The sequence below is a fragment of the Acinetobacter pecorum genome (assembly GCF_014837015.1).
GTDB lineage: Bacteria > Pseudomonadota > Gammaproteobacteria > Pseudomonadales > Moraxellaceae > Acinetobacter > Acinetobacter pecorum.
The window spans coordinates 1-26434 of record NZ_JACSPT010000009.1 but is presented as its reverse complement, the minus strand read 5'-3'; the positions used below and the strand labels follow the sequence as shown (position 1 = coordinate 26434).

22 protein-coding genes are annotated in these 26434 nt (G+C 44.8%); 9 read left to right on the top strand and 13 right to left on the bottom strand.

Features of this window, described 5'->3' with window-relative positions; all coding sequences use genetic code 11:
* Window positions 1-47 precede the first annotated feature (47 nt).
* Window positions 48-776 (bottom strand): TorF family putative porin, encoded by a 729-nt coding sequence (locus tag H9629_RS08295; RefSeq protein WP_144723540.1) that lies wholly within the window; start codon window positions 774-776, stop codon window positions 48-50.
* Window positions 777-1374: 598 nt separating this feature from the next.
* On the opposite strand from H9629_RS08295, the gene H9629_RS08290 reads away from it, so the two are divergent.
* Entirely contained in the window at window positions 1375-2691 is a 1317-nt protein-coding gene (locus H9629_RS08290) for an OprD family outer membrane porin (RefSeq protein WP_064094677.1), read from the top strand.
* 95 nt (window positions 2692-2786) lie between these two features.
* Here H9629_RS08290 and ppa read toward each other — a convergent pair whose 3' ends face one another.
* Complete coding sequence (gene ppa / locus H9629_RS08285; RefSeq protein ID WP_064094678.1) at window positions 2787-3323, bottom strand: inorganic diphosphatase; 537 nt, start codon at window positions 3321-3323, stop codon at window positions 2787-2789.
* 116 nt (window positions 3324-3439) lie between these two features.
* Window positions 3440-3838, bottom strand: a complete 399-nt coding sequence (locus H9629_RS08280; protein ID WP_191730902.1) for an MAPEG family protein — start codon at window positions 3836-3838, stop codon at window positions 3440-3442.
* Between the two features lie 99 nt (window positions 3839-3937).
* Between H9629_RS08280 and H9629_RS08275 the strand changes: the two genes are divergently transcribed.
* A complete protein-coding gene (locus H9629_RS08275) occupies window positions 3938-4318 on the top strand; it encodes a hypothetical protein (protein ID WP_064102341.1) in 381 nt (126 codons plus the stop codon).
* 50 nt (window positions 4319-4368) lie between these two features.
* Here the strand turns inward: H9629_RS08275 and H9629_RS08270 are convergent, their stop codons facing one another.
* The 6 genes from H9629_RS08270 to H9629_RS08245 all read right to left on the bottom strand — a co-directional run bounded on the left by H9629_RS08270 (window position 4369) and on the right by H9629_RS08245 (window position 12848).
* Entirely contained in the window at window positions 4369-6045 is a 1677-nt protein-coding gene (locus H9629_RS08270) for an AMP-binding protein (RefSeq protein ID WP_064095170.1), read from the bottom strand.
* Between the two features lie 150 nt (window positions 6046-6195).
* Window positions 6196-8415, bottom strand: a complete 2220-nt coding sequence (parC, locus tag H9629_RS08265; protein ID WP_064102340.1) for a DNA topoisomerase IV subunit A — start codon at window positions 8413-8415, stop codon at window positions 6196-6198.
* A 165-nt stretch (window positions 8416-8580) separates the two neighbouring features.
* On the bottom strand, window positions 8581-9900 hold the full coding sequence (gene niaP / locus H9629_RS08260; RefSeq protein WP_191730901.1) for a niacin transporter NiaP: 1320 nt from the start codon (window positions 9898-9900) through the stop codon (window positions 8581-8583).
* Window positions 9901-10029: 129 nt separating this feature from the next.
* Window positions 10030-10674, bottom strand: coding sequence for a trimeric intracellular cation channel family protein (locus tag H9629_RS08255; RefSeq protein WP_064094683.1), 645 nt, complete (start codon window positions 10672-10674; stop codon window positions 10030-10032).
* Between the two features lie 61 nt (window positions 10675-10735).
* The gene (locus H9629_RS08250) at window positions 10736-11200 is read right to left on the bottom strand and encodes a YchJ family protein (protein ID WP_191730900.1); all 465 of its coding nucleotides are present in this window, start codon (window positions 11198-11200) and stop codon (window positions 10736-10738) included.
* 73 nt (window positions 11201-11273) lie between these two features.
* A complete protein-coding gene (locus H9629_RS08245) occupies window positions 11274-12848 on the bottom strand; it encodes a TerC family protein (RefSeq protein WP_144723664.1) in 1575 nt (524 codons plus the stop codon).
* 332 nt (window positions 12849-13180) lie between these two features.
* Here H9629_RS08245 and H9629_RS08240 point away from each other — a divergent pair, with 332 nt between their 5' ends.
* On the top strand, window positions 13181-13801 hold the full coding sequence (locus tag H9629_RS08240) for an LOG family protein (RefSeq protein WP_191730899.1): 621 nt from the start codon (window positions 13181-13183) through the stop codon (window positions 13799-13801).
* Window positions 13802-13867: 66 nt separating this feature from the next.
* Here H9629_RS08240 and H9629_RS08235 read toward each other — a convergent pair whose 3' ends face one another.
* Complete coding sequence (locus H9629_RS08235) at window positions 13868-14842, bottom strand: hypothetical protein (protein WP_064094687.1); 975 nt, start codon at window positions 14840-14842, stop codon at window positions 13868-13870.
* A gap of 348 nt (window positions 14843-15190) precedes the next feature.
* Between H9629_RS08235 and mdtD the strand changes: the two genes are divergently transcribed.
* From mdtD to H9629_RS08205, 6 genes are all read left to right on the top strand, one after another.
* Window positions 15191-16582: a multidrug transporter subunit MdtD gene (mdtD, locus tag H9629_RS08230; protein WP_064094688.1), complete on the top strand. Its 1392-nt coding sequence runs from the start codon at window positions 15191-15193 to the stop codon at window positions 16580-16582.
* Window positions 16583-16646: 64 nt separating this feature from the next.
* Window positions 16647-17432: a glycoside hydrolase family 25 protein gene (locus H9629_RS08225; RefSeq protein WP_144723528.1), complete on the top strand. Its 786-nt coding sequence runs from the start codon at window positions 16647-16649 to the stop codon at window positions 17430-17432.
* Window positions 17433-17479: 47 nt separating this feature from the next.
* Window positions 17480-18496: an MBL fold metallo-hydrolase gene (locus tag H9629_RS08220; protein WP_191730898.1), complete on the top strand. Its 1017-nt coding sequence runs from the start codon at window positions 17480-17482 to the stop codon at window positions 18494-18496.
* Between the two features lie 20 nt (window positions 18497-18516).
* Window positions 18517-19572, top strand: coding sequence for a DNA polymerase IV (dinB, locus tag H9629_RS08215; protein WP_064102333.1), 1056 nt, complete (start codon window positions 18517-18519; stop codon window positions 19570-19572).
* 222 nt (window positions 19573-19794) lie between these two features.
* Window positions 19795-21105 (top strand): shikimate transporter, encoded by a 1311-nt coding sequence (gene shiA / locus H9629_RS08210; protein WP_064102332.1) that lies wholly within the window; start codon window positions 19795-19797, stop codon window positions 21103-21105.
* Window positions 21095-21451 (top strand): RidA family protein, encoded by a 357-nt coding sequence (locus H9629_RS08205; protein WP_064094693.1) that lies wholly within the window; start codon window positions 21095-21097, stop codon window positions 21449-21451. The genes shiA and H9629_RS08205 overlap by 11 nt, the downstream gene beginning before the upstream one ends.
* 51 nt (window positions 21452-21502) lie before the next feature.
* Here H9629_RS08205 and H9629_RS08200 read toward each other — a convergent pair whose 3' ends face one another.
* The 3 genes from H9629_RS08200 to H9629_RS08190 all read right to left on the bottom strand — a co-directional run bounded on the left by H9629_RS08200 (window position 21503) and on the right by H9629_RS08190 (window position 26217).
* Window positions 21503-22051: a hypothetical protein gene (locus tag H9629_RS08200; RefSeq protein ID WP_064102331.1), complete on the bottom strand. Its 549-nt coding sequence runs from the start codon at window positions 22049-22051 to the stop codon at window positions 21503-21505.
* A 399-nt stretch (window positions 22052-22450) separates the two neighbouring features.
* The gene (locus tag H9629_RS08195) at window positions 22451-24859 is read right to left on the bottom strand and encodes a YgiQ family radical SAM protein (protein WP_191730897.1); all 2409 of its coding nucleotides are present in this window, start codon (window positions 24857-24859) and stop codon (window positions 22451-22453) included.
* A gap of 143 nt (window positions 24860-25002) precedes the next feature.
* On the bottom strand, window positions 25003-26217 hold the full coding sequence (locus H9629_RS08190) for an MFS transporter (RefSeq protein WP_191730896.1): 1215 nt from the start codon (window positions 26215-26217) through the stop codon (window positions 25003-25005).
* Between the last annotated feature and the right edge of the window lie 217 nt (window positions 26218-26434).

Genomic DNA, 26434 nt, shown 5'->3' with positions numbered 1-26434 from the left:
AATATTAAAAAAGGCGACCTGAGATCGCCTTTTTTAAACACCAAAGATTAGAAGCTGTAGCCTAGTCCTAATACCACTTTATTTTTCTGTTTATCTTCAAAACGGTTATAACCACCAAAAATATAATTCATGCTGGCGGTGATGCCTGTATCAGCAAGTGGCTTGCTTAGACCGATATCGAAATGACGGAAACCGAAACTGTTTTCTGTTCCTTTTATGTCGCCATCTTTGGCATAAATATATAGGCCAAGTGCAGTATCCAGACTAAAATCTTTTGGCAGTGCATAGCTATAGGTGCCTTTAAGATAAGTATCCCCTGCATTACCCCAATCAAGATCTTCAAGCAATGTTTGAGCAGTCACACCAAAATCTTTGTACGTCAGACCCAGCATGGTTTCAAAACCATTTGAGCCTGTATTGCCAATATCATAATAGTAATAATAAGTTAAACCCGCTGTATAACCCCAGTCTTCATTGATTGAACCGTTATAGCCCGCGTAAAAATCATTTTCAAAGGCATTTGGCAAATCATCACCATAGTCTAATGTCGAACCCCACCAGCCTGCATAGAAACCAGAAGCATGGTTATAGTCCAGTCCCCCCTGTAAAGTAGCACCCTTATTTTCTGGCGTATTGGTAATACCACGCAGGTTATAGCTTGAAAGTACGCTGATATTTCCAGATACCGTATGTTCAGCAGCCGGTTCCTCAGCAAAAGTAAAAGAAGATGCAGCGCCCAATAAAGCAAGAGATAATACTTTTAATGTTGATTTCATTGTGTGACTCCCCCAGATCGTCTGAGACGTTTTTTATGGTCATTGATTAAACTCAAGCTCGAAACTGCAAGAGCTATGCCAATCTGAATAAAGGAAACTCGAAACAATAAAACCCACAAAATAATTAATATATAAGCTTCTGTTTTTAAATTAAAATTTAAATTATTCTAAAAAGTATGTGCTAGGTGATTTCTTGACTCAAAAGATTTGAGCACCATTCCTTTGTTTTTTAAGGCTTATACATAATTATTTACAACTTGCCCTATTTTGATTCTTCTTTTAGAAGAACTAAAATTTATGCCAAAAAACCGTGCATATTTTTTGATCATATTTTTTTACACATTATTCAGTATAAAAGCCATTTCTTCTTATTTTGCATTCTTAAAAAGATAAGTTTTACCTTCTAACAGGTTTTTGTTTATATTAATTTTTTACCAAATGGTTATAAATCCATTTTCGTTAAGTTTCGCTATTTTTTAATTTGAGTTAAAAAAATTAGACTTTAATAGAAGATCTGCAATAAAAAATGACATTTTTTCCATCAATTCTTATACAATTCTTAAAAATTCTCTACTAGTTTGTATAAGGTCATCTCCCAATGCAAAATATAAAAAAATTAACATTGATCGTTATGATTCAAGCTGCTTTGGTGTCATCTGTGTATGCCAATGAACAAGCTGAAGCTAAAGGTTTTGTTGAAGGTGCTGACGGTACGGTTTTATTCCGCACCGGTTTTCTAAGCCGTGACAAAAAGAATGGTGTAGCGGATACACGCTCATCTGCTCAAACGGCGATAGTTAAACTGGACTCTGGCTTTACTAAAGGTGTAGTTGGTTTTGGTGCAGGTATTATCGGTGATGCATCTTTCAAGATAGGCAAAAATGCACACGCGGGGAATAACATGATTCCCCTGCATAATAATGGTGCCAAAGATGCCCAAGGCCGGGTGGATCCTTATAGTACCTGGGCACGTGGTGGGGCATATGTGAAAGCTCGTGTTTCTAGTACGACAGCTACTTATGGTACTCAGGTTCTTGATATTCCTGTACTCGCAAGTAATACCGCACGTCTGGTTCCCGAGTATTTTACCGGGGTACTGGTCACAAGTAACGAAATAGACAAGCTGAAGCTTACAGCAGGTAAATTCACCAAAGACCAATATTCAGATCAACTTAGTACTGATGGCCGTCATCTGAAAAGTGCAGTAGTTTGGGGTGCAAAATACGACTTCAATGACCACCTTAACTCCTCTTATTATGGAGTTGATGTTAAAGATAAACTGGAACGTCATTATGCGAGTGTCAACTCTACCCATGACCTGAAAGATGATTCATCTTTAACTTTAGATTTGAGTGGATATCATACTAAGTTTGACAAGGATGCCAATACCTACTCTCAGACCACGACTGATCTGGCAGACCGTCATAATACAATCTGGGCGGTTTCAAGTGCCTATAACAAAGACGTGCACAATATCATGCTGGCTTACCAACAAAACTCAGGCAATGTTGGTTACGATTATGGTGAAAATGCTGATGGCGGTCAGAGCATGTACCTTCCAAACTCTTACCTTTCTGACTTTATTGGCAATAAGGAAAAATCTGCTCAGCTACAGTACAGCTATAACTTCAAAAATCATGGCATTCCAGGTTTAAACTGGACCACGGCTTTTGTTTATGGCTGGGATATCCATGTTGCGAATCCGGATAACCGCGCTGAATTAATCACCAGCAATGCTCAGGAACATGAATTTTTTAACCAGGTTAAATATACCGTTCAATCCGGTCACCTGAAAGATGCAAGCTTACGCTTACGTCACTCTTATTACCGGGCGAGTGATGACTATCAATCTAGCTATATTGGTGACACCAACGAATGGCGTATCTGGCTAGACATTCCTGTGAAATTATTCTAATTCACGCGAAATTCAAGCCATAAAAAAACCTGCATCATGTGCAGGTTTTTTTATACCAAGCTTTAAAAATTTAAAGCCCAATGAACAAAAAGCAATTATTTATTTGCTTCTGCATAAGCTTCAATTGAACTCATAACTTCCTGTTTTGCAACATCAGCCCCGTCCCAACCACTAAGCTTAACCCATTTACCTGGTTCAAGGTCTTTGTAATGCTGGAAGAAATGTTCGATCTGGCTGATCAGTAATGGAGGAAGATCCGTATATTCCTGAACATCTTTGTAGATCGGCGTCAGTTTATCATGTGGAACTGCAACCAGTTTCGCATCAATACCACCGTCATCTTCCATGTTCAACTTACCCACAGGACGGCAACGAATCACAGAACCTGGTTCGACCGGATGCGGAGTTACCACCAGTACGTCTAATGGGTCACCGTCAAGTGACAGGGTGTTTGGTACATAACCGTAGTTTGCTGGGTAGAACATTGCTGTACCCATAAAACGGTCTACAAATAACGCATCAGAATCTTTATCGATTTCGTATTTGATTGGTGCTGCATTTGCAGGAATTTCGATGATCACATAGATATCGTTTGGCGCATCTTTACCCGCTGGGATATTGCTGTAGCTCATAGCATCACTCTTTAACAAGTTATATCTTTTAAAAAACCGCGACAATTATAACGGGTTTTAAAGAAATTTTTAGACTTTAAATCTCGAACTGTAAATATGTCCGTTGACTTGCTGACTTAAACGATCTTGATGATCAGCAGCAATAAAGCCACCGGGCATAACATCGAGAGCAACCATACAATAGAACGTAGAGTTGCCCAGTTGGCCAGATAGCAAATTCCGTACAAGGTACGAAAAACCAGATAGGCAATACCGAACGTCATGACCAACTCTTGGGGCACCACCATATATTCTGCCATCAAGATCGCAGCAATAAAGAGTGGTAAACTTTCAAAACTGTTCTGCTGGACAGCATTGGCACGACTGGCTAGTCCTGAAGACTTTTCTAAAAATTCCCGTGGATGCTGATTGTCTTTGGCGCTAAAGCCTGCAGTTTTTTTTGCAATCAATGTGAATACATAGGGCAAAAGACAAGCGGCTAAAATGAGATAGATAATCCCACTAATGCTGTGCATCTGTTTTTTCTCATAAAATTTTATCCCTATCATAGCATGGCATTTCGTGAATAAATTTTGTTAAATAGAGTGCTTTTTATTACTTGTTAAGGATTCACTATGGTCACACCTGATCAAAATGAAATGTTCGATGTCCTCGAGAAACAACGCCAGCATCAACGTCAAGTGGATCGCGTATTAAAAATTGTGCTGCCGATTGTGGCATTTCTGATCGCCGTCATTTGTGCCAATATGAACATCTGGTCACCGATCTTCACCTTTGCTCTTCTATGGATTTCTTTTTATGCTGTAGGGATCAAGCGCCTGCCTCTCTGGCACTGGTTGATCGCAATCCTGGTTTATTGCTTGCTAGATAATATTCTAAGTTATGGCAGCTTTAATCAAACCGGATTTACCCGCCAGTTCGGTACCATGTTTATTTTCTTGGGAGTAGTCGGAGTAGGCCGCCCTTATTTTGACCGCTGGTTAATGAAAAAATAAAAAGTCCAAATTAAAAAAAGCGCCTGACGGCGCTTTTTTTTTTACAGAATTTAGGCAGATTTACGTAAATCTTTGCGCAGGATTTTACCTACATTCGATTTTGGTAATTCATCCATAAACTCGACATAACGTGGACGTTTATAACCGGTGAGATTTTCTTTAGCAAATGCCAAAACCTCTTCTGTGGTTAGAGATGGATCTTTTTTCACCACAAACAGTTTCGGCACTTCACCTGATTTTTCATCTGGTACGCCAATCGCAGCCACTTCCAGTACTTTTGGATGGGTTGCCAGTACTTCTTCAATCTCAGATGGATAAACGTTAAAACCAGAAACTAGAATCATGTCTTTCTTACGGTCTACGATTTTTACATAACCACGTGAATCCATCACACCGATATCACCGGTACGGAAGAAGCCATTAACCATCACTTTGTCAGTTTCATCTGGTCGGTTCCAGTAGCCTTTCATGACCTGAGGACCACGGATTGAAATTTCACCTTGCTCGCCCAATGGAACTTCATTGCCTTCATCATCCAGAATAGCAACTTCGGTTGATGGTAACGGGATACCAATGGTGCCACTAAATTCTTCAGATGCAGGTGGGTTTGCCGTAGCGACTGGAGAGGTTTCAGACAAGCCATAACCTTCAACAATATTGGTTCCGGTGACTTTCTTCCATGCTGCTGCAGTAGAAGGAAGTACCGCCATACCACCGCCCATTGCCATTTTTAACTTGCTATGATCAAGCTGTTTGAACTCTTCATTGTTTACCAGCGCATTGAATAGTGTATTCACTGCCGGGAAGAAAGTCGGCTGGTATTTACGTAATTCTTTCATCACTGCCGGCAGATCACGCGGGTTCGGAATCAGGACATTCGCTTGGCCTTTGTACATGCCATACAGTGCGCACACCATAAACGCAAAGATATGATAAAGCGGCAAGGCACAGAAAATACGGTCATCTGGCTGACCATCTTGCGCACCAAATTTACTCTGGAAAATACCGTCACACTGTAACAGGTTCGCGACCAGGTTACGGTGCGTCAGTTCAGCACCTTTAGATACGCCTGTGGTACCGCCCGTATATTGCAGTACAGCCGTATCGCTTAGGCCTAGTTCAGGACGCTTGTAATTGTTCGGGCTAACTTTATTTAAAGCGGTATTGAACTTGACGTGGCCTGGAATATCCCATGCTGGAATCTGCTTGCGCACAGAACGCAGTACAAAATTTACCAGTGTTCCTTTCAAGGCACCCAGCATGTCACCGACAGAAGCTACTACAACATGCTTCACTGGTGTTTTACCGATAATCGCCTGGTAAACAGATGCAAAGTTCTCAATGATCACCAGAACTTCAGCACCTGAGTCATTCAATTGATGCTCAAGTTCACGTGATGTATAGAGTGGATTCACGTTGACCAGTACCAAACCTGCGCGGAACACCCCAAGTGCCACGACCGGATACTGAAGCACGTTTGGCATCATCACTGCAACACGTGAACCTTTTGCCAACCCCAAGCTTTGTAAATAAGTTGCAAATTTGCGACTCGCCTCTTCCAATTCATTGAAAGTCATGGCCTTATCCATAAAGATAAAGGCATCACGCGAGCCGAATTTTTGGAAATTACGTTCAAAAATATCTACTAGAGAAGTATTTTCTGGTGGTAATTCTACTGTTTCTGGAATCCCTGTTTTTTGGTATTCAGCAAACCAAATTTTTTCCATAATGGCCATCTCTCCAATCATAATCCTTAGTATTTCAACTGTTTTTTTCAATATCACACGCCGTTTTTAGACTTGTATATGTGCAATATTGCATCCATCTTGTCGAATCGTTGTTCATATATAACGTATTTTACAGGATGGATGCTAGTCTTATCTTTGAATCAACAGTTTATTTGCTTTTTGGTATCCGCGTGGTAAAAGCTGACCTTTTGCACCACGTTTGCCGAGATATTTTTGCAAATCATCCCCTTTTAATTTTAACTGCTGCTGTCCTGCAAGCACTTGAATTGTTTCATCAAGCTTCAATAGTGTCATGGACAAAATTTGATCACTAGCCTCAAGTTGTATCAATTTATTTCCTTTGCCTTTATTCAACACCGGCAACTCTGCTAAATCGACAATTAACAGGCGCCCTGCCGAACTGAGCAGTGCAACATGCGTGGCATCTTCGAGTAGCTGCAGGTTCATCACTTCAGCTCCTTCAGATAAATTCAGGAAAGCTTTCCCGGCTTTGGCACTGGTATCCAGCTGCTTGGCCTGGGTTTTAAAGCCATACCCTTTACTACTGATGGCCAGAATTTCAGCTTCGTCATCAGCCACCAGAACCTGTTTAAAACCCACTCCGCTGGCAGGAGAAAGTTTTGAACTGAGTGGTTCACCGAGACCACGTGCCGATGGCAGGCTATTGATTGGTAAGGCATAGCTACGGCCGGTATCATCAATCACATAGACCCGCTGGTTGGACTTGCCTTGAGCATGACTCAAGTACTGGTCACCGGCACGGAAATTCAGATTTTCAGCCTCCACTTCATGACCTTTGGCACAGCGAATCCAGCCAGCTTCAGATAACACTACCGTCACCGGATCGGCAGGCAACATTTCAGTTTCATTGATCGCAGCAGCTTCGGCACGCTGTACGATTGGCGAACGGCGATCATCACCAAATTTCTTGGCATCTTCTTTTAGTTCAGAAATGATCAGGGTCTTCAAGGATTCCGGATTGGCCAGCTGTTCACGAATCACCGCAGCTTTCGCTTCAAGTTCTTCCTGTTCACGGCGCAGTTGCATTTCCTCAAGCTTGGCCAGATGACGTAACTTGAGTTCCAAAATGGCTTCAGCCTGAATCTCGTCAATGCCAAAACGCGCCATCAATACCGATTTTGGCTGATCTTCTTCACGAATAATCCGAATCACTTCATCAATATTCAAATATGCAATAATCAGACCACCCAAGATATGCAGGCGTTTTTCGATCTTGTTCAGATGGTATTGCAGACGACGTGTTACCGTGGTTTTACGGATTTCAATCCATTCCAGCAGAATACGACGAATCGATTTTACCTGTGGACGGCCATCGGCACCAATCATGTTCATATTGACACGATAGCTGGATTCCAGATCTGTGGTCGCAAACAGATGGCTCATGACTGCTTCTGCATCAATGCGGTTGGAACGCAGAACAATCACTAAACGGGTTGGATTGACATGATCCGATTCATCCCGTACATCGCTGACTAAAGGCAGTTTCTTGGCCTGCATCTGGTCGGCAATCTGGGTAATGATTTTGGAGCCTGACACCTGATATGGAAGTTCAGTGATAATAATTTCGTTTTTATCTATGGTATATACCGCACGCATGCGATAACTGCCACGACCTGTAGTCTGAATTTTTAACAGTTCAGCAGGAGGAGTAATAATTTCGGCTTTGGTCGGCAAATCCGGTGCAGGAATATAGTCTGCGATTTTTTCATCGGTCAGGTTCGGATTACGAATCAGGGCAATGGTGCCCTTGACTACTTCACGCAGGTTATGCGGTGGAATGTCAGTGGCCATCCCGACTGCGATGCCAGTGGTACCATTCAGCAGGATATTCGGTACACGTGCTGGCAAGTTCACCGGTTCTTTCATCGAACCGTCAAAGTTGTCCTGCCATTCACAGGTGCCCTGACCCAGTTCAGATAACAATAGTTCGCTGTATTGAGACAGTTTGGCTTCGGTATAACGCATGGCTGCGAAAGACTTCGGATCATCCGGAGAACCCCAGTTGCCCTGTCCCTCAATAAACGGATAGCGGTAACTAAAGGGCTGTGCCATCAGTACCATGGCTTCATAACAGGCCGAGTCACCATGCGGATGGTATTTGCCCAGTACGTCACCCACAGTACGTGCCGATTTCTTTGGTTTGCTGGTCCATTTCAGGCCCAGCTCACTCATGGCATAGACAATCCGGCGCTGTACCGGTTTCAGGCCATCGCTGATATGAGGGAGTGCCCGATCCATAATCACGTACATGGCGTAATTCAGATAAGCTTGTTCGGTAAATTCTGCTACGGAGCGGTTTTCTGTCGCATGATGCGCAAGGCTTGTCATAACAACCTATAGTCCTAAATAATTCGTTTTTGTATCAATGTTTCTTATGCTATGTCGCGGCTGGGGATGACACAAGGGCATCAAATAGCTCAGCGCGACAATTTGTGTCTTATGGCCTAAAAATATCCACTTTATAGGCCTCAAGCAACTAAAAAATCATTCACTTTATAAGCCCATCGATTCCAGGGTCTTGCCTTTGGTTTCTTCACCCAAAACCAGAATCACAAGGGCAACAGCGACCAGAACTCCAGTAAACATGGTGAAGACATAGCTAAAGCCATTCGGCATGCCCATCAGATGGGTTACGGCAAAAGGCGCTGCAATACCGCCAATCCGGCCCACTGCACCGGCCCAGCCTGAACCAAAGGCACGGATATTGGTCGGATATTGTTCCGGCGTATAAGTATAGAGCACACCCCAGGCACCCAGATTAAAGAAGGACATCAGACAGCCCCAAATCACGATTTCAGCAACACTACCCGACTGGCCAAAGAAATAGGCCGAGATCGCACACATGCCAATAAAACCGGCTAGAGTAGGCTTACGACCCAGCTTTTCGACCAGCCAGGCTGCCACCAGATAACCCGGCAACTGCGCCAGAATCATAATCAGTACATACTCAAATGACTGGACGATGCTATAGCCTTCTTTGACCAGTAAGCTTGGCAACCAGGTAAAGATGCCATAATAGGAAAAAATAATACCGAACCAGATCAGCCAGAGCATAAGCGTACGGCGCGCAAAGATACCCGACCATAACTGGGAAAATGAAATATTCTGCTTCTCTGCGACCGGTTTCACTTCAAAAATTTCATAGACTTGAACGCCACATTGACGCTCAATCTTTTTAACCAGTGCCGAGGCTTCGTCTATACGGCCACGGTTAATCAGGAAAGGAATAGATTCCGGTATCATTTTCCAGATCACAATTGCATACAGCGCAGGCAGGCCACCAATCAGAAAAGCGGTTTGCCAGCCAAAATCAGGAATGACAAAGCGCGATACTAAAGCTGCAACTAACCAGCCCAGCCCCCAAAAGCTTTCCAGCAGGACAATAAAACGGCCTCGCACCCGGGCCGGAATATATTCACTGACCAGCGTCACAGCCACGGGTAACTGGCCACCCAGGCCCAAACCGACAATAAAACGGAAGACCAGCAGCCAGGTCAGATTCGGTGCAAAAGCGCAGGCTGCCGTGGCCAGGCTATAAATGACCAGCGTTGCAGCAAAGACTGTTTTACGCCCAAACCGGTCAGCCAGTCCCCCAGAACAAATCGCCCCAATCGCCATGCCAACAAAACCGATCGACACCACCCAGCTCTTCTGATCTGCAGTCATCTGCCAGTCTTCAGCCATTTTTGCCAGAATAAAGGAAATTAATCCGGTATCCATTGCATCAAACATCCAGCCCAGTCCAATCACCACCAGCAAGGTATAATGAAACTTACCAATTGGTAAGCGTTGTATGCGAGAAACTAGATCCATAACAAAAATCTCTGATCAGGTGGAACGGGAGATGCTGCTTTCTCAACAGATGGGCTGCTTTATATTTTTTATACTACGAATTAAGCACAATGCGGTGATTTTATTACCGCATTCATGTCAATGAAAAAATCAAGATTCGTCTTTGGAGGATGCAGATTGCTCATCATCATCTTTATAAATAAATTTTGGCATTTCCAGACCAAAATAAATGGCGATCAGACGTAAGCTAAAACCAAAGATCAGGGTAGAAAGAATGGTGACGTCTTGTGACAAACCATAATAACTACACAACCAGTAAAAGATTACTGACACAAAAGCAATACTGGCATACAGTTCACGACGGAATACCAGCGGCACATCATTACATAAAATGTCACGCAAAATCCCGCCAGATACCCCAGTCAAAACCCCGGCAACTGAACTGACCACAAAGCCATGTCCCATTTCCAGAGAAATCTGACAACCAATAATGGTAAAGCCGATAAGGCCTAAGGCATCCAGCACCAGGAAGATATTGCGCAAATGCCGCATCCATTTGGCAATCAGGATCGTCACGAAAGCTGCACAACAGGTCAGTATCAGATATTCGGGATGCTTGACCCAGGTCAAGGGATAATGCCCAAGCAGGACATCGCGAACCGAACCACCACCCAGTGCCGTGACACAGGCAATAATCATGACGCCAAACCAGTCCATACTGCGCCGGCCAGCAGACAGTGCCCCGGTCATGGCTTCAGCGGTAATTGCAACAATATAGATAACGGTCAGTAACATCGCCCTGCTTCCACCTGAGGCTTTGAGATGGCGGCTATTCTAAGCTAAATCTATGTGAAAGTTATAAGAATCCGGCACAACATTGCTTAAATTTTTTACCTGAACCACAAATACAGGGCTGTTTCATGCCGAGGGTGTGATCCGTGGTCGGATCCAGGAAATACCAGCGACCTTCCAGCTTCACAAAATGTGAAACTTCATGATGTATCTGTGCCTGCTTGCCATCATGATAATAAGCATTGAACTCAACCAATGCATGATTTTTATCCAATTTTTCATCGGCTTGAACAATCTCAAGCTTTAACCACTGATTGGCTTTGCTCCAATCGCTAATTGCCTGCAAGTCCAAGGCCTGTTGCTGACCCAGCGCGGTGGTGGTTTTGATGTAATCGATTTCATGCTTCGCGAAGGCACTGTAACGGGAACGCATGAGTTGCTGCGCAGTCTCTGCGACCCGTTGTCCTGCATGTAAGGGCTGACAACAGCTGTGATATTCACCTTGTCCACATGGACATGCTTCTGACATTTCAGTTCCATAAAAATAGCCCGACAATGCGGGCTATTTTAGCAAATTTTTGCGTCCGAACCTTTGCTATAGTCTATTCCTGCGCAGGAAGCGGAATGATATGTACTTTATCGATCTTATGGCCGTCCATGGTGACCACTTCAAAGATATGTCCATCTGCTTCAAATTTTTCACCACTATGCGGTAAACGTGCCATATGGAATAATACATAACCGGACAGGGTGGAATATTCTTCAGTTTCATTGACCAGATCACGATCCAGCAATAAGGAAACATGACGGATATCGGTGGAACCATCCAGAATCAGGCTGCCATCTTCCAGACTTTCTGCAGCAGCTTGCAGCTCATCTTCATCCGGGAATTCACCGGCAATTGCTTCAAGGATATCAATTGGCGTGACAATCCCTTCAATCGAACCATATTCATTCAGGACAATCGCCATTTGCAATGGAGCCTGACGCAATTGCTCCATCACCATCAGGACCTGGGCATTTTCATGCACGATCACCGGTTCACGTAAGTGCTTTTCAAAATCCAGCACCCCGGTTTCAATGTATTCGTTCAGGACTTTATGAGTCAGTACCACCCCGGCAATATTATCCAGTTCACCACGCGCAACGATCAGACGTGAATGGCTCATTTGCAATAACTGTTCTTTGATACTGTCGGGCTCATTGTCCAGATCAATCCATTCCAGTTCAGGACGTGGCGTCATCACCGACTTGACCGGCCGTTCCGACAGACCCAGTACCCCCTGCACCATGACACTGTGATAAATGCCGTTTTCATCATTAAAGACTTCATCAGCAAAGGCACGCGTCGCCAGAACATCTTCCGGCTCAGAAGAATCATTGTCCTGAGCAGGTTTGCCACCCAGCATCCGCATCACTGCTGAAGCAGTACGGTAGCGCATGTCGGTGGTGGTCACCATTTTTTCCTGATTGCGTTTCATGGTCTGGTTAATAAATTCGACAATCACCGAGAAGCCAATTGCAGCATACAGATAACCTTTCGGAATATGGAAACCGAAGCCTTCGACTACCAGCGAGAAGCCGATCATCATCAGGAAACCCAGACACAGAATCACCACGGTCGGATGTCTGTTAACGAAATCCATCAGGGCTTTGGATGCCCAGAGCATAATCCCGATGGCAATAATCACGGCAATCATCATGACTGACAGGTCTTTGACCATGCCAACCGCAGTAATCACACTGTCCAATGAGAAAACGGCATCCAGTACCACGATCTGCACAATCACCATCCAGAATACCGCATGGACCGGATTTTCTTCTTTGATGACTGGTTTGGCTTCCAGACGCTCATGCAGTTCCATGGTGCCTTTAAACAGCAGGAACACCCCACCAAACAATAGAATCAGATCTCGGCCCGAGAAAGCATGATCAAAAATGTGGAACAGTGGATCAGTCAGGGTGACCACCCAGGCAATCGAAGCCAGCAAGATCAAGCGCATCACCAGGGCCAGCATCAAGCCCACAATCCGCGCGGCATTCCGCTGTTCTGGCGGCAATTTCTCCGCCAAAATGGCAATAAAAACCAGATTATCGATCCCGAGTACAATCTCAAGAACAATTAATGTGAGTAAACCGACCCAGGCTGAAGGATCCGACATCCATTCAAAGATCATACGCTTGGCTCCTGACACTCAGGACTGCTGCATTGAATGAACCGAGACTGTAATGAAACAGCATAATATTTTTGATATTGAACAATACCAATTATTTGACGGCGATTTATAGAGTTACACGGCCAACTACCACTACCCATTTTCGTTCTATTGTTGTGAAACCAATTTTTAGTATAGCAAGATCAAATCGAAATTCACCTTTTTTCATGGCTGTTTATCGATGAATTTTGCCTGGCTGTAATGCCATGAAAATGCAGCTGCTCACAGAATTGTCATATTTATTAATTAAGCTAGAGTCACCAGAAAGAAAAATGATAAGGTGAAGAAAATAAATGCAAAGCGTAATTCAAATGACAGATTATTTTAAAGACAACTCCCCAAAAACAACTCGCCCTTTAGTGGCACTCTATTGTGGTTCACGTGCAGGCAACAAGCCGATTTATTTAGAAAAAGCCCTTCAAATCTCGCAAGGACTGGCAGAACATGGTTTCGGGCTGGTCTATGGTGGCGCCAGTATTGGCCTGATGGGACAGGTCGCGGATGCCATGATCCAGCATGGTGGTGAAGTAGTGGGCGTCATTCCCGAATTTATGCTGGACTATGAAATTGCCCATAACCAGCTGACAGAGTTACATGTGGTGACCAGCATGCATCAACGCAAAGCCATGATGGCTGAGCGAGCCTGTGCCTTTGTGGCCTTGCCAGGTGGACTAGGTACTTTTGAGGAAATTCTGGAAATTGCCACTTGGGGCCAATTGAACCAGCACCAGAAACCGATGATGCTATATAACGTCAATGGGTTCTATGATTCCTTGATTGCACAACTGGATCGTGCCGTTGAAGATGGTTTTTTACCGCCGCAACATCGTGCCAAACTGATCATTTGTGAACATGAAGAAGAAATTTATACAACTTTAACCAATTTAGGCCATCCACAAAGATTTGTGGTTTAAACCGTTCCAATTAATAAAAAAGCGAGCACCTGGCTCGCTTTTTTCTCGGATTTTTAATACTAGGACTTATTGTCCATAATTCGTCACAAACTCATAAAACATCGGCAAAGTTGTTGCCAGAATGACCGACATGGCCAGACCGAACATCAGTTTCATGGCATCTGCACTGACATTACGTGAAGTACGATGTTTGTTGACTTCATCCAGAATCATCGACATGGCAAATTCACGACCTGCAAGTAAGCCCAGGAATACCCAGGTGGTACTCATTGGAATGTTGCTCCACTCTTTGAAAACTAACAGGATAATGGCATACATGAAGTCGATAATCGTTGCAGCACGAATGTCGGTTACACCGGTTTTGGTGTCGACAATGTTCTGGATGGCTCCGCCACGTTGATACAGAATCACGCCCAGCAACACCACGAATACCGTAATCGCAAACATCAGGAATTCAAACGGCACCTGACGTGGTACATACACGAAGATGTTGGCCAGATCCTGAATCAGCCATTGGCTCCACAGGAAACCGGTAGAGACCCACTGCAAGCCCATCCAGACCTTGGAGTGCTCCTGATGACGTGTCTTGGCAAAATGGCGTGCCAGCTGCTTGGCCACAAAACGATAGATGACAATCGCCACGATAAAGGCGACGGCATAGCCCATCATCGATTTGACCATCATCGAGCCTAGGCTGGCAGGAGAGAAGATCGTAAGCACCAGGAAGGTAGTACTGACTGGAATCCCGTATCTGGTCAGTATTAACAGGAGAATAGGCGGCACAATATACAGCCAGGTAATGCCACCTTCAGGGAAAGGAATGGTTTCTAGACGACCGTATGAGGCATCACCTACCCCGGATGCATACCAACCATAGATCAATACGACAATTAAAATTGAGCTGATATAAATCCACAATACCCACCATGGGCGATGGGAATTTGATGAAATAAATGTCCCTAAGGTTTGAGGCACATCATTTCCGACAATAGAATAGGCGGCTAAACAGAAGCCGATCACCATCAAAATCTCGATTGTCATAAACACAAACCTATACGCGAGGAGATTTCAGCACTGCTGAAAAGTTGGCCCAAGATTATGACGGTTTTATTTCATTTTAATGACAACACTGTCATATATATGCCGGTCTTACAAAAAAGAGCAGCGAAGTGCTCTGAATCTAGCAGCTTTTAGCGGCTCTAGATCGACTTGATAAATCATAGGGCGACTCCCTGATGTCATTGCTCCCTTATGCCCAGAACATGACTTTACCATGACCGATTTCTTGCAGTTCCTTGACACACGACGCTATAAAAGTTGACACGCTTTATATACGACAGACTCGGCTGTTTCCTTTAAACTATTAAAAATTTTAAGCTTTCCATAATTATGAATGCCACGCCTACGCATCAAGCCCTAGATCCTGAATTCAGACTGCTGGTCTTGTTGGTGTCGATCGGCTTTTTTATGCAGGGGCTGGACAGTACCATTATCAACACGGCCCTGCCCGCAATTGCTAAGAATTTACAGGAAGATCCGCTGCGGATGCACGGTGTGGTCGTGGCTTATGTCCTGTCAGTGGCAGCCTGCATCCCCTTGAGTGGCTGGCTGGCGGACCGTTTTGGGGTCAGAAACATCTATTTTTCTGCCATTATCATTTTTTCTCTGGCATCGTTGGGCTGCGCCTGGGCTGAAAGTCTGAATGAATTACTCATCTATCGGGTATTTCAGGGCATAGGGGGTGCCTTTTTACTCCCGGTTGGCCGGCTGGCGATGTTGAAGATTATCCCACGAACCCAGTTCTTGGCTGCCATGAGCCTAATGAGCCTGGCCGGACTGATCGGTCCGCTGATTGGACCGACCTTAGGCGGATGGATGGTCGAATATATGTCCGTGCGCTGGATTTTCCTGATTAATTTACCGATTGGCATCCTGGGTGCCCTGATTACCCTTAAAGCCATGCCCAATGTGCTTGAACCTACGGTAGCACGTTTCGATTTTGGCGGTTTTATCCTGCTCATCATCGCCATGGTATCGCTATGTCTTGGTATTGAAAATTTTGCCAGTCCACAACATCCGCTCTGGTGGAGTCTGGCCCTGATTCTGGCTGGATTGGTAGCTTCGCTTATCTATGCCTATCATTCGCACACCCATCAGAATGCATTATTCCGTAGCAAACTGTTTAAGAATAAAATTTATTCGATCGGAATTCTGGGTAATTTTTTTGCGCGTCTGGGCGGTAACTCGATTCCATTTTTATTGCCTTTAATGCTGCAGGTGGCATTTGGTTTTGAACCCTTTATGACCGGCTTGCTGATGATTCCCACTGTACTCGGTTCCCTGGCCTCCAAACCGATTATCCGCAGTATTGTGCAGCGCTTCGGCTATCGTCGTGTCTTGTTGGTCAACACCTTGTTGGTCGGCCTGTGTATTGCCAGTTTTTCCCTGACTACAGCAGACACCCCGCTCTGGTTAAGAACCATGCATTTCTTTATTTTCGGGGTTCTGAATTCACTCCAATTCGTTTCTATGAACACCCTGACTTTAAAGGATTTAAACCAGCAGGATGCCAGTAGCGGCAACAGCTTTCTGTCAATGATCATGATGCTGTCGATGAGTATCGGGGTGGCACTGGCCAGTACCCTGGTCAACATGCTGGGTGCCTATTACGGCGCTGACAATCTGGTGGCTGCTTTTCATATGGCACTGATCTGTTTGGGCTGCATCAATATTATTGCGGCCTATATTTTCTGGCATATTCCGAAAAACACCCCTGTCTAATGCGATAATAAAATTCAGACTGAGGCGGTCTTTAGACCAGCTCAGATACAGGTAAGGACTGAAGATGCAAAAACATCAGATTTGGAGCAGATATAGCAAGCCGCTTTTAGTAGGGTTTGGCTTTCTGGTCATATTGGTTACGATCGCCATGGTTTATCTCTATCTGATGAAAACCCCGTCTTCCCATGCTGCCGATTATCCAATTCAAGGATTTGATGTATCGCATCATCAAAAAGAGATCCAGTGGCAGCAGATTCCGCCTGAAAAGTATCGTTTTGTTTATCTGAAAGCCACTGAAGGCGGCGACTTTAAAGACACCCGTTTTCAGGAAAACTGGCTCAAGGCCCGGGAGCGCGGCTTTCTGGTCGGCGCCTATCATTTTTACCGGCTCTGCCGCGATGGCAGCATTCAAGCCCAGAATTTTATTGACTCCGTACCCAATAAACCGGATGCCTTACCGCCAGTGATTGATCTGGAATATGACAGCAAATGCATCAATACCTATTCTAAAGAGCAGCTTTTAAACGAAATTCAGGTGATGCACGATGCCCTGAAAAAGCATTACGGCAAGCAGCCGATTTTCTATATTTCTAAAGCTTTTTATAATATTGTACTGGTAGGAAATTTTCCCGACGTACCGCTCTGGGTACGTGAATACAAGGGTCTGCCTGATTTAAAAGATCAGCCAGCGTGGCTATTTTGGCAACATACCAGTCAGGGGAAAATTCCCGGTATTACCACACCGGTAGATCTGAATGTTTTTTATGGCTCAGAACAGCAATGGCTGGAGTTTCTCAAAAAGAATGCGATTGCAGTACCTTCATCTGAAGAGCAGGCGAAATACAGTTGATCGCCTGAAAATAGGTTCTTTATAAAAACAACAAGGAAATAAAAAGATTGAAATGGATAAAAGGCGTTTTACTCGGTCTGCTAATTCTTCTCTTACTCATCGCAGGTACACTGGCTTATCTGTTGCAAGCTTCAGGAAAACTCAGGGACTTTCAAGCGTGGCAGCCGAAAACCGGTACATCCGTTCACGGTCTCACCGTTAAATTTTTTGGTGTGTCCACCCTGTTACTCGATGATGGTCACGATCAGATCCTGATCGATGGTTTCTTTAGCCGGCCATCTTTGTGGCAAGTACTTAGCCGCCCGATTCAAAGTGACAGGCTACTCCTCGAACAACTGGTGCAACGCCATGAATTGAGTCGAACCCAAACCATTCTGGTCACTCACTCACATTATGATCATGTTCTGGATGTACCGGCCTTACTGGAAATGCTTCCCGGAACTGCTGTCGTCGGTTCACCTAGCACCCTGAATATCGCCCGGGCAAACCCTAAAGTTATTCCACAGCAATTACAGCCGGTTAAGCTTGGGCAAGTACAGCAATGGGGAAACTTCCAGATCACTGCCATTCCCTCACAACATACCCCGCCCACAGCGGTAAATGATGATTTAGGCGAAGAGTTGCTGCAGCCTTTTACCCTTCCGGCCAAATTTTCCGAATTTAAAGAAGGTGGCAGTTTCGATTACCTGATTGAGCATGTGGGATATAAAATTCTGGTCAAGGCCAGTACCGGATTTATTCCAGAGCAATTACAACATCTGGAAGTCGACACCCTGTTTTTAGGCATTGCCCAGCTCTCCAGACAATCTGCTGCCTATCAGCAGCAATATCTGGCTGAAACCCTGAACCTGCTCAAGCCCAAAGTGGTGATCCCGGTACATTGGGATGATTTTTTTCAGCCTTTAAACCAGCCGCTGCAATTTTTACCCCGTCTTGCCGATGACTCCCCAAAAAGTTTACAACTTCTGATTCAGGCTGCCGAGAGACAAGGGACCAAAGTTGTCCTGCTAAGCGGACCACAGCCCTATTTACTCAACGCAGCCGTCGCTTCCCAATCCGATTAAAGCCCCTTAAGATAGCGAACATGCGCAAAATTATTCATATCGATATGGATGCGTTTTATGCCTCGGTAGAGCTGCGTGAACGTCCAGAACTGAAAAACTTACCTATGGTGATTGCTTCGCATCATCCTCGGGCGGTGGTCGCGGCTGCCTCATACCCGGCACGGGTTTATGGCCTGCGTTCTGCCATGTCCATGGGGCAGGCGCGCAAACTGTGTCCTCAGGTCATCGTGATTGAGCCGGATTTTGCCAAATACCGGCAGGTATCGGCACAGATTCATCACATCTTCCAGCAATATACTTCCCTGATTGAGCCACTGTCTCTGGATGAAGCCTTTCTGGATGTCACAGAGAATCTAAAACAAATTCCAAGTGCTACCGAAGTCGCCATGCGGATTCGCGAGGATATTTTTCAAGCCACCGGATTAACCGCGTCTGCTGGTGTAGCGCCCAACAAGTTTCTCGCTAAAATTGCTTCGGACTGGCACAAACCGAATGGCATCTGTGTGATTAAGCCATCACAAGTTCAGGGATTTATCCAGAATCTGCCCCTAAAAAAAATTCCCGGTGTGGGAAAAGTTACCCAGGAAAAACTGAGCAGCCTGAACCTGAACACCTTGGGAGATTTACAGCAGATTGATGAAGCCTTACTGATTCAGCATTTTGGCAAATATGGACGACGGCTGTTTTTATATGCTCAAGGTATTGATGAACGACCGGTCGAAGTGGAACGAGAACGCCAGCAAATCTCTAAAGAAACTACTTTTGACGATGACCTGTATCTGAGTGAATGTCGTCCCTACTGGGAGCCCTTACTGGTACAGGTTTGGCAAAGTCTGCAAAAGAAACAGCTTTCGGCTCGCGGCGTTACGGTCAAATTAAAACTCAAGAACTTTCAGGTGATGCAACACAGTAAAAGTTTTAAACAGATACTGCGTAGTCCACAGGAATTAGCCCAAGCCTTGGACTTACTGCTCGACGATCTGCATATTGCCCCGCAGATGCAATTCCGGCTGATCGGTGTAGGCGTATATCAGCTCAGCGTCCCCGAGATTGAAACCCAATTGTCACTGCTCTAAGCAGTTTCTGTTCATGTTTTAAGCATCGGTTTAAAAAGACGGCAACTTTGTTTTTACATTTTGATTTTTTAGAGTAATCTATCTGCGCAATGCATTATCCATGTATGTGCTGAGATGCTGAAAATCACCTTTACTTTCAGCATGCTGTCCTGTAATTGGCGTGACGATCAAATCCGAATATTACAGGGCAACTCTGATGTAACTCATGGAATTCCCTCCTGCATGTCTTCTGTAAATTCTTCTGTTGTTCAAGAACAACGCGCACGTAAAGCTGCGCTATCTAGTTTTGTTGGTGCTGTTGTCGATTGGTATGATTTTCTCCTTTACGGCATTGTTGCAGCCTTAATTTTTAAAGATCAGTTTTTTCCCAGTATTGGCGAGAACATGGGTACCCTGGCAGCTCTGGCCACCTTTGGGGTCGGCTTCCTGTTTCGTCCTTTAGGTGGTGTAGTATTTGGTCACTTTGGTGACAAACTCGGCCGTAAAAAAATGCTGGTACTTACGGTAATCCTGATGGGAATTTCCACGGTAGGGATTGGCCTGCTGCCAAATTTCGAGGCAATTGGCTGGTGGGCACCGGTACTACTGGTGTTTTGTCGTGCCTTGCAAGGCTTTGCCGTCGGTGGTGAATGGGGCGGTGCAGCCCTCATGGCCGTAGAAAATGCACCAAAAGGAAAAAAGGCCTTTTATAGCAGTGGTGTTCAGGTCGGTTACGGCGTCGGTCTGGTTCTGGCCACCGGTGCAGTATCGCTTATACTCGCGACACTGGGTGAAGACGCCTTTGCTGAGTGGGCATGGCGTATTCCCTTTTTAGCCAGTATCGTGTTGATCGGCATTGCCATGTGGATTCGCCGTGATCAGGATGAATCTCAGGAATTTGTAGAAAAGGTGGTGAAAGCAGACCATCAGCCAGAAAAGCTGCCAATCTTGCAGGCCATCAGTAAACATCCTAAAGCTTTTTTCTATATCATTGCTTTACGTTTGACCGAATTGCTGACCATGTATCTGGTCACCAATTTCGCCCTGAACTATTCCACCAGTAATCTGGGCATGGACAAACAGTTCTTCCTGAATATTACCTTGATGGTCGGGGCCATTAGCTGCTTCAGTATTCCCTTCTTTGCCTGGCTGGCAGATAGATTCAATCATCAGAAAATGTGTGTCTGGGGTGGTTTGATTGGTGCACTCTCAGCCTTTCCATTTTTTATGGCGCTCGATGCACAAAATACCTGGATGATTATCATCGGGGCAATTTTACTGGCAAACGTTGCCCATGATATGGTGGTCAGTGTCCATCAACCGATTTTCACCTCACTGTTTGGCACCGAATACCGCTACAGCGGTGCCGGAGTTGGCTATCAGGTGGCGAGTATCATTGGTGGTGGATTTACCCCATTTATTGCAGCTGCACTGGTGATTTGGGCAGACGGTTCATGGCATTATGTAGCGATCTATCTGGCGGTGGGTTGTCTGCTGACTGCACTGGTCGCAGCCCTGATGCCCAAAACTCAGGATGAACAACATGACAGTTGAACGTTTACACGTATCGAAACGCTTTTCGGAAATTGCCATTGCCGGTAATCTGGTACATCTTGCAGGCCAGCTGGCTACAGATGTCGAACTGGATATTAAAGGGCAAACCCAACAGACTTTAGATATTATTGACCAGTTTCTGGCAGATGCCGGTACTGATAAAAGTCACATCATGTCAGTCACAATTTATCTCAAGGATATTGAGCATGACTATGCGGCTTTTAATGAAGTCTGGGATGCCTGGGTGGCGGATATCGAAGCGCTGCCTCGTACCTGTGTCGAAGCAAAACTGTATGATCCACGGGTATTGGTCGAACTGACCGTCGTGGCGGTTAAACCGGAATAATTTTCCTAGATCGATTCATAAAAAAGCATGCTTCTGGCATGCTTTTTTGTTTTAACCGACTGCTTTAATTTTACTGCGCTCTAAATCTGAATATAGATAGTATTTTTTCAGATCATTGCTAACTGTATATTTGGGCATTTTCTGCATTTGCGCTTGCTCCTGCAAAAAGTCTTGGCGCAACTGATAATATTCCGGCACATCGTCGTAACGGATCACCCGATAACCAGCCATGGTCAGTAATGCATCCTGGAACCCTGTCTGTTGTGGACGCTTAAGGATTAAAGGGTCATCTACCGCTACAACTGCCAGAATCTGATATTGCTGATCCAGAATTACAAAATCGGCAGTCAGGTTACGGTACTTGTGTCGAGTCCGGTTAAATTTGGTGGTCATTAAGGCATCATAGGAAACATGAGCCAGAATGATGCATTCTGGTAAAACTTCTCTCAGGCGAGTGAAGGTCAATTGCTCATTCAGATTGAAAATCGCACGCTGCTTCAACGCGCTGTCTTGTGGTTTGGAATTATTTCCGAGCTTTTTCCATGCCATGAGCACGACACAGAAGAGCAGGAAACTCCCAATCATAATATAGGTGGTCATGCCTAAATCCTTGCATTCTTATAATCATTTTTGTTTTATTGTTGTGCAGTATAAACCCACGCTTTATTTTAAATAGAGCTAACAACCAATCTGCTTAAATACCCATACAACCGGTATCAAAACTCGATTTTGTGTTACCTAAAGTGACATCTTTTTGAATGCCCATGAAAGTGGATTTAAAGTACTGATAGCGCACTCTAAAACATCCATAGAATTGATCGCAATACAAATCTGCTTAACTGTAGGACAATTCCGACAAAGTGTTATTTTTATACCACTTTTTTAGCAATACATAATGCAAATAATACATCCCTCTACATTTTTTAATTATAGTCCTTAGCTACGTTACTTTACCTCAGCGCTAAAAAAAGACACCGAAGTGTCTTTTTATTAACTTAATTATGCACGTGATTTGGGCTTCGCTTTAGGCTTCTGCCCACCAAACGGTTTCTTGGCATCGCCTGTTTCACGTGGTGGCAAACCGGTGTGCTGGGTCAGAATTTGACCACGCTCAGGACGCTTCTTGGTATTTGAAGGACGTGACTGAGCTTGTGCAGCCTTGCTACGGTTCCCCTGCTCGCCGGTACGTTTTTGCGAATCACCGGCAACCGTCGAATTTTTCTTACGCGCCGATTGATACTGACCATCTGCGCTACCTGCAGGCTGATAAGTCGGAATCAAATGCTGTTTCGAGTTACCAATTAAATCCTGACGACCCATTTCTTTCAGGGCTTCACGCAGTAAAGGCCAGTTGTTTGAGTCATGATAACGCAAGAAAGCTTTGTGCAGACGACGACGCTTCTCACCTTTCACAATGTCGACATTTTCCGTATAACGCGCCACTTTCGCCAGCGGGTTTTTACCAGTGTAGTACATGGTGGTTGCAGTTGCCATTGGTGATGGATAGAAGGTCTGTACTTGGTCGGCACGGAAACCATTCTTCTTCAACCAAATGGCGAGGTTCATCATGTCGTAATCGGTGGTACCCGGATGCGCCGCGATGAAATAAGGAATCAAGTATTGTTCCTTGCCTGCTTCCTTACTATAACGATCAAACATTTGCTTGAATCGGTCATAAGTTCCAATGCCCGGCTTCATCATTTTATTGAGCGGACCTTTTTCGGTATGCTCGGGCGCAATCTTAAGGTAACCACCGACGTGATGCGTCACCAACTCTTTCACGTATTCAGGGTTCAAAACCGCAAGGTCATAACGTAAACCTGAACCAATCAGAATCTTTTTAATACCCGGTAAGTTACGCGCTTTACGGTAAAGCTGTGTCAACGGTGCATGATCAGTATGCAAGTTTTGACATACACCGGGGAATACACACGATGGTTTACGACAGTTCTTTTCAATCTCAGGATCTTTACAAGCCAAACGGTACATGTTGGCGGTTGGGCCACCCAAGTCCGAAATAATCCCTGTGAAGCCCGGTGCTGTATCACGAATCTTTTCTACTTCACGCAAAATTGATTCTTCAGAACGGTTCTGAATAATACGACCTTCATGCTCTGTGATTGAACAGAAAGTACAACCACCGAAACAACCACGCATGATGTTCACCGAGAACTTAATCATGTCAAAAGCTGGAAAACGTGCATTACCGTAAGAGGGATGTGGCAGACGTGCATAAGGCAGATCAAACACATAATCCATTTCTTCCGTGGTTAATGGAATTGGCGGTGGATTTAACCATACGTCACGCTCACCATGCTTTTGTACTAAAGCACGTGCATTACCTGGATTGGTTTCAAGGTGCAAAATACGATTGGCATGTGCATAAAGCACTGGATCAGCAGCAACTTCTTCAAAAGCAGGCAAACGGATTACGGCCAATTCACGCGGCGGTAATTTATGTTTAATTGCTTTGGATGCCGGCTGTAGCTGCACGATTTGCGTATTTTCGTCCAAATTGTCGCCTTCACGGACAATTGGATTGGCTACATGTTCTTTTTGGAAACCCTGATACTGGCTCGAGTCCTTCCCCTGCTCAATTTCACAACCTTCAATATCTTCAGTCATGACGTAAGGGTTAATAATTGGATCGACACGACCAATCGCATCGACATCATTCGATGCGATTTCAACAAATTTGGCTTTCGATGGGCGGTTGTGTTTATTGACAATAAACGCTGTACCACGAACATCGGTAATATCTTGGATTTTTTCACCACGCGCCAAGCGATGCATGATTTCAGTGATTGAACGTTCACCATTACCGTACATCAATAGATCGGCTTTAGAGTCCATCAATACTGAACGACGCACTTTATCTGACCAGTAATCATAATGCGCAATACGACGTAGTGAGGCTTCGATCCCACCTAACAATACAGGCACATCAGGATAGGCTTCGCGTACACGCTGGCAATACACGGTTGCTGCACGGTCAGGACGTTTGTTTGGCTGGTTGTCTGGTGAATAGGCATCGTCGGAACGGATTTTGCGATCTGCCGTATAACGGTTGATCATTGAGTCCATGTTGCCCGCAGTCACACCCCATGCAATATTGGGTTTTCCCAACACACGGAAGGCTTCAACATTGGTCCAGTCTGGCTGTGCAATAATCCCCACACGGAAGCCTTGGGCTTCTAGGGTACGGCCAATAATGCCTGAACAGAATGAAGGATGATCGATATAGGCATCGCCACAGACTAAAATAAAGTCACAACTGTCCCAGCCGAGTTGATCCATCTCCTCGCGTGACATCGGCAAAAATGGCGCAGGTTCAAAACACGACGCCCAATATTTGTCGTAATCAAACAACGCTGTAGGCGCTGTCTGCATGGTATAAGCAGTAGACATGGCTAGCAATTCTCGGCTGGCAGATGGAAGATCAAAAAATAGATCAAAGATGAAAGCCGAGCATTTTAGCATGAATTCGGCTTGGGTTGCTTGATTATAATTTATACAACACAGGCTTTAGGACCTTAATCAGGAATATATACTCATTTTATTTCTAGCTTGCTTATTTTAGGTTTTAACTGTTGAGCTACCAATAAACCGATTGCCAAAATAATGCCGATGAACACACTGAGGCCGAGCCATCCCGCCTTTTCCCAGACCAGACCACTGAAGCTGCCGAGTACACTGGACCCAAGATAGTAGCAGAATAAATAGAGTGACGATCCTACAGCACGATACTGTAAAGATTGCACAGATACCCAACTGCTGGCCGTGGAATGTGCAGCAAAAAATGCAAAGGTAAAAATGAGCAGACCAATAAAGATCAGCACCAAGCTGTTGACTAGCATCAACACCAATCCTAGCAGCATGCTGGCAAGCATGGCCACCAATACCTGGAAACGTCCAAATTTCTGGCTCCATGCCGCCGCACGAGGCGAACTATAAATTCCTGCCAGATAGGTAATAGAAATCACGCCAATCCAGACATGCGACAGCTCAAAAGGTGACAGAATCAGGCGATAGCTGAGGTAATTAAAGACTGAAACAAAACAGCCCATCAGGATGAAACCTTGCAAGAACAAGATTCGCAGTTTGGGATCACTCAGATTATGCTGAAATGCAGTAAGGAAGCGGCTCAATTTAATAGGATAAGCTTGAAAATTCCTGGATTTAGGCAATAAGAAATAGAAGGTTGTCGCAATACAGAGGTTAATTAGTCCAATGATTAAAGTCGCTGACTGCCAGGAAATAAAGTCTACCAATACCCCGGCAATCAAACGGCCACTCATACCGCCAATCGCAGTTCCAGAAATATAGAGTCCCATGGCCAAACCGATATCTTTAGCGGCCACCTCTTCCCCAATATAGGTCATCGCCACTGCAGCCACGCCACTCACGGTTAAACCAATTAATATTCGGGTAGCCAGAAATACTGACCAAACTGGCAATACAGCACTCAGTAACAACAATACGGAAACTGAAAATAAAGACCAGACCATAATCGGCTTACGGCCAAAACGGTCGGAAATGAGCCCAGTTAAAATCAGGCCAACCGCTAATGCAAGGGTAGAAAATGAAAGTGGAAAACTGCTTTGCGTAGGAGAGATATGAAAATAGTCTGCCAGAATCGGCATCATCGGCTGGACACAATACAATGATGAAAAAATTGCAAATCCAGCCAGAAACAAGGAAAACAAAACCGCTTTAAAGGCAGAGGACCCATATTCAATATGGCTTGAAGATAAATTTGAGGACATATCCGCTCCAGAAACCTGTTCCAGTATACGCCTACCCTGCGGATTTTCTGCTGTGATTTTATGTGAAAAATAATATTTGGAAGCGCTCGACCAAATTCCCCGCATAAAAAAAGCCCCTGACTGATGTCAGGGGCTTTCTGGAATAATGAGCTGGCGATGACTTACTCTCACATGGGTAATCCCACACTACCATCAGCGCTAAGAGGTTTCACTTCTG